This is a genomic window from Mycobacterium sp. shizuoka-1, from assembly GCF_002723835.1.
GTDB lineage: Bacteria > Actinomycetota > Actinomycetes > Mycobacteriales > Mycobacteriaceae > Mycobacterium.
The window spans coordinates 65929-71493 of record NZ_BEWG01000077.1; the positions used below are offsets into that span (position 1 = coordinate 65929).

Here is a 5565-nt window from a genome sequence, read left to right on the forward strand (position 1 = left end):
CGCCGACGAGTGCGCGGCCGAGCCGGAGTCGGGACCCTCAGCAACGGCAACGCCCGGGTTGCCGGCGACGGCCACACCTAGCCCCATGGCGAACGCCGCGGAACCGATCCGAATCCCAAAGTCAGTAGAACTCATGGCGCCCCTGTCCCGAATCGAAATGTCAGCAACGTCAGTAATAGCGCACCAGCGACCTCCATTGACCCAAGTCAGCAAAAAGCCATTCCGTGTTGGGTGAAAGGTCAACAACCTCGGCCCCGCACAACGAGGCCCGTGCCGACTACGGCGGCGACCGCTAGGCGGTGCCCGGGATCAGCCAGCGCCCCGAGAACGCCCGCCAGCCGACGAAGACCAGGCGCAGCACCATGAAGGTGCTCAGGCCCGCCCAGATGCCGAGCAGGCCCCAGCCGAACACCAGCGACAACCAGATGAGCGGCAGGAAACCGATCAGCGCGCTCACCAGCGTCGCGGTGCGCATGAACGCGGCGTCGCCGGCGCCCAGCAGCACACCGTCGAGGGCGAAGACGACACCGGCGACCGGCAGCTGCGCCACCATGAACCACCACGGCACCCCGATCGCCGCCAGCACCGACCGATCGTCGGTGAACAGCGACGGCAGCACCGAGGCGCCGACGGCGAGCGCGACAGCCAACACCCCGGCGGCGATCGTCGAGAACACCGTCACCCGCCACGCCACCGACTTGGCGTGCTGGGTCCGGCCCGCGCCGAGCGCGGCACCGACCAGCGACTGCGCGGCGATCGCGAGCGAATCCAGCACCAGGGCAAGGAAATTCCACAGCTGCAGGACCACCTGGTGTGCGGCGACGGCCGCCGCCCCGAACCGGGCGGCCACCGCGGCGGCCGAGACGAAACAGGCCTGGAACGCCAGCGTGCGGAGCACCAGGTCACGGCCCATCACCACCTGCGCCCGCAACACCGCGGTGTCCAGGCGCAGCGGCACCTTCTCGACCAGCAACGCGCCGCAGAACAGCACCGCGGCCAGCCACTGGCCCACCAGGTTGGCGATCGCCGAGCCGGCCAGCTCCAACCGCGGCAGGCCCAGCCAGCCGTACACCAGCAGCGGGCACAGCGCCGCGGAGACGCCGAACCCCACCAACACGTAGCGCAGCGGCCGGACGGTGTCCTGCACACCGCGCATCCAGCCATTGCCCGCCGCCGAGACCAGGATGGCAGGCACCCCGAAGATCGCGATCCGTACCCACGGCAGCGCGGCCTCGGCGATGTCGCGACCGCTGGGCGTGGTGCCCGCGATCGCCGACACCAGCGGCATGCCGGCCAACTGCACCGCGGCGACGATCACCGCACCCATCCCGAACGCCAGCCAGGTGGCCTGGACTCCCTCGCCGACGGCCGCCCGCCGATTGCCGGCGCCGTAGAACCGGGCCGAACGGGCCGTCGTCCCGTAGGACAGGAACGTCAGCTGCGCGCTGACGACGGACAGGATCAACCCGCCGATCGCCAGACCGGCCAGACTCAGCGCACCGAGCCGCCCGACGATCGCGATGTCGAACAGCAGATAGATCGGCTCGGCCGCCAGCACACCGAGCGCGGGCAGGGCCAGCGCGGCGATCCGCAGGCTCGTTACCGCGGCGTCATCAGCCGAGTCAGTCATCGAATTTCACCTTTTGCAGTCGAAGTGCGAGTAGATCGCCGCAGAAGGTGAAATTCGATTGTGGGCAGTCGGACTCAGACAAGGGCGGCGGCCAGCTGCGCCACCACATCGTCGATCGGGCCGGCCGCGGAGTACCCGGCAGCCAGGGTGTGGCCGCCGCCGCCGAAGCCGCTGGCGACCGCGGCCAGGTCGTAGCTCTTGGCCCGCATCGACACCGACCAGTGCAGCGGTTCGATCTCCTTGAACACCGCGGCGACCTCGGCCTCATGGGTGGTCCGCACGATGTCCACGATGCTCTCGACCTCTTCGGAGCGGTTGGCCATCCAGTCCTCGTGAGCCACCACCGCATAAACGAGTCCCCGCCCCCCTGCGGCCTCGGCCACCAGCTCGGCGCTGGCCAGCACCCGGGACAACAGCGGAAGCCACACGAACGGGTGGGTGTCGAACAGTTCGCGGCTGATCGCCGCGTTGTCGACGCCCAGGTCCACCAACCGCGCCGCCAGCCGCATCGCCCGCGCCGACGCCCACCGGAACGACCCGGTGTCGATGGTCAGCCCCGCGTACAGGCAGGTGCCGACATCGCGGTCGATCGGCTTCTCCCAGGCGTCGAGCAGCTCGGCAACCACCATCGTGGTCGAATCCGCCTTTGGATCAACGAGATTCACACTGCCGAACAACGTGTTCGACTTGTGGTGGTCGATGACCAGGACATCGCGGCCAGGCGGGGTCAGCTCGGCCAGCGCGCCGAGCCGGTTGATGCTCGGGGCGTCGACGGTGACCACCAGGTCGGCGTCGCGGCGCATGTCCGCCGGGGCGACGAGCAGATGTCCGCCGGGCAGCATGTGCAGCGATTCCGGCAGGTTCGACGGCGTTGCGAAACTGACCTGGACGTCGACCCCGTCGCGCTCGAGGATCAGCGCCAGCGCCAAGCCGGCACCGATGCTGTCGGCGTCGGGGTGGACGTGACAGATCACCGCGACCGAGCGCGCGCCACGCAGCACCTCGACGGCGCCGCACGGATCCACCCGCCTTCCGAGGCGAGTGATCTCAGTCGTCGAATCGATCGCGGTCACCGGCGTCCTGGTCGTCCTCTTCCCCCCTGCTGTTGTCGTACCCCGGGTCGCTGCGCTCCTGCCCACCGGCCCCCTCTTCTCCTACCACACGGTAGGGCTGCGCGTCTCCCGCAGGAGTGGCCCCGGCCCGAATCCGCGCCACATCGGCGTCGGCGGCGCGGGCCTTGGCCAGCAGCTCCTCCATCCGATGGGCGGCATCCGGCACGGTGTCGCGCACGAAGGTCAGCGTCGGAGTGAACCGGACACCGGTACCGGCACCGACCTTGGTGCGCAGCACACCGGTGGCCTTCTGCAGCGCAGCCGCCGCACCGGAATAGTCCGGTTCCTCCTCCAGGGAACGGCCCAGCACCGTGTAGTACAGCGTGGCGTCGTGCAGATCGCCGGACACCTTCGCGTCGGTGATCGTCACCCCGGCCAGCCGGGGATCCTTGATCTCGTACTCGATCGCCGAGGCGACGATGGTGGAGATGCGCTTCGCCAGTCGCTTCGCCCGTGCGGGATCAGCCATGGTCGCCTACGTCCGAGCCTTCTCGACCAGCTCGTACGTCTCGATGACGTCGCCTTCCTTGATATCGGAGTACGTCAGCGTCAAGCCGCATTCGTAACCCTCGCGCACCTCGGTGACATCATCCTTCTCCCGCCGCAGCGAAGAGATCGTGAGGTTCTCGGCGACGACGACGTTGTCACGCAGCAACCGCGCCTTGGCGTTGCGCCGCATGATCCCCGACTGCACGAGGCAGCCGGCGATGTTGCCGACCTTCGACGACCGGAAGATCGCCCGAATCTCGGCGCGGCCGAGCTCGTTCTCCTCGTAGATCGGCTTGAGCATGCCCTTGAGCGCGCTCTCGATCTCGTCGATCGCCTGGTAGATCACCGAGTAGTAGCGGATCTCCACACCCTCGCGGTTGGCCAGCTCGGTGGCCTTGCCCTCGGCGCGGACGTTGAAGCCGATGATGATCGCATCCGAGGCCGACGCCAGGTTGACGTTGGTCTCGGTGACACCACCGACACCGCGGTCGATGACCCGCAGCTCCACCTCGTCGTCCACCTGGATGCCCAGCAGGGCCTCCTCGAGCGCCTCGACCGTACCGGCGTTGTCGCCCTTGAGGATCAGGTTCAGCTGGCTGGTTTCCTTCAGCGCCGAATCCAGGTCTTCCAGGCTGATGCGCTTGCGGGCACGGGCGGCCAGCGCGTTGCGCTTGCGCGCGCTGCGCCGGTCGGCGATCTGGCGGGCGATCCGGTCCTCGTCGACGACCAGGAAGTTGTCACCGGCACCCGGCACCGACGTGAAGCCGATGACCTGCACCGGCCGCGACGGCAGTGCCTCGGTGACGTCCTCGCCGTGCTCGTCGACCATGCGACGGACGCGGCCATAGGCATCGCCGGCCACCACGGAGTCACCGACCCGCAGCGTGCCGCGCTGGATGAGCACGGTCGCCACCGGACCGCGGCCGCGGTCCAGGTGCGCCTCGATGGCCACACCCTGGGCCTCCATGTCGGGGTTGGCCCGCAGGTCCAGTGCCGCGTCGGCGGTCAGCAGGACCGCCTCTTCGAGCGCCTCGATGTTGGTGCCGTTCTTGGCGGAGATGTCGACGAACATGGTGTCGCCACCGAAGTCCTCGGCAACCAGGCCGTACTCGGTGAGCTGCGCCCGGATCTTGGCCGGGTCGGCGCCCTCCTTGTCGATCTTGTTGACCGCGACCACGATCGGCACATCGGCGGCCTGCGCGTGGTTGATGGCCTCCACCGTCTGCGGCATGACGCCGTCGTCGGCGGCGACCACCAGGATCGCGATGTCGGTGGCCTTGGCACCGCGAGCACGCATGGCGGTGAACGCCTCGTGACCCGGGGTGTCGATGAACGTGATCAGGCGCTCGACGCCGTCGTGTTCGACGGCCACCTGGTAGGCACCGATGTGCTGGGTGATGCCGCCGGCCTCGCCCTCGCGGACGCTGGCCTGACGGATGGTGTCCAGCAGGCGGGTCTTGCCGTGGTCGACGTGACCCATGACGGTGACCACCGGCGGGCGGACCTCGAGGTCCTCCTCGTCGCCCTCGTCCTCGCCGTAGGTGAGGTCGAAGGACTCCAGCAGCTCGCGGTCCTCGTCTTCTGGCGACACGACCTGAACGACGTAGTTCATCTCGCTACCGAGCAGCTCGAGCGTCTCGTCGCCCACCGACTGGGTGGCCGTGACCATCTCACCGAGGTTGAACAGCGCCTGGACCAGTGCGGCCGGGTTGGCGTCGATCTTCTCGGCGAAATCGCTCAGCGACGCGCCGCGGGCCAGCCGGATGGTCTCGCCGTTGCCGTGCGGCAACCGCACGCCACCGACGACCGGGGCCTGCATGTTCTCGTATTCGGCGCGTTTCGCGCGCTTGCTCTTGCGGCCACGACGCGGGGCGCCACCGGGACGGCCGAACGCACCGGCCGCGCCACCGCGCTGACCGGGACGACCACCGCCACCACCGGGACCGCCGCCACCGGGACGGCCTCTGAACCCTCCGGCAGCCGCACCGCCGGCTCCGCCGCCACCGGGGCCACCGGTGCGGTAGTTACCGCCACCGCCGCCACCGGGACGACCGCCGCCACCCGGGCCGGGCCGCGGCCCACCACCCGGACGCGGGGCACCGGGCCGACCGGGCGCACCGGGACGGGCGCCGGGCGGACGAGGAGGCATGTTGCCGGGGGTGGCCCCGCCCGAAGGACGCGGACCACCGGGGCCGGGACGCGGGCCGCCGGGGCCGGGCCGCGGACCCTGCGGGCGCGGCGCGGGACGCTCGACCGGCTGGGCCGAGGAGAACGGGTTGTTGCCGACGCGCGGCGGCCGGGGCATCCCCGGCTTGGGCGCCGCCGGTCCCGGAC

Annotated in this window: 4 protein-coding genes; all 4 read right to left on the bottom strand. The window is 70.0% G+C overall.

The window, feature by feature from the left end:
- Positions 1-292: 292 nt before the first annotated feature.
- Positions 293-1630, bottom strand: coding sequence for an MATE family efflux transporter (locus MSZK_RS21655; protein ID WP_099250656.1), 1338 nt, complete (start codon positions 1628-1630; stop codon positions 293-295).
- Between the two features lie 74 nt (positions 1631-1704).
- A complete protein-coding gene (locus tag MSZK_RS21660; protein ID WP_099250657.1) occupies positions 1705-2703 on the bottom strand; it encodes a bifunctional oligoribonuclease/PAP phosphatase NrnA in 999 nt (332 codons plus the stop codon).
- The gene (gene rbfA, locus MSZK_RS21665) at positions 2678-3211 is read right to left on the bottom strand and encodes a 30S ribosome-binding factor RbfA (protein WP_099250658.1); all 534 of its coding nucleotides are present in this window, start codon (positions 3209-3211) and stop codon (positions 2678-2680) included. Before rbfA ends, MSZK_RS21660 begins: the two co-directional genes overlap by 26 nt.
- Positions 3212-3217: 6 nt before the next feature.
- A partial coding sequence (infB, locus tag MSZK_RS21670; protein ID WP_099250669.1) for a translation initiation factor IF-2 occupies positions 3218-5565 on the bottom strand: 2348 nt, incomplete at its 5' end.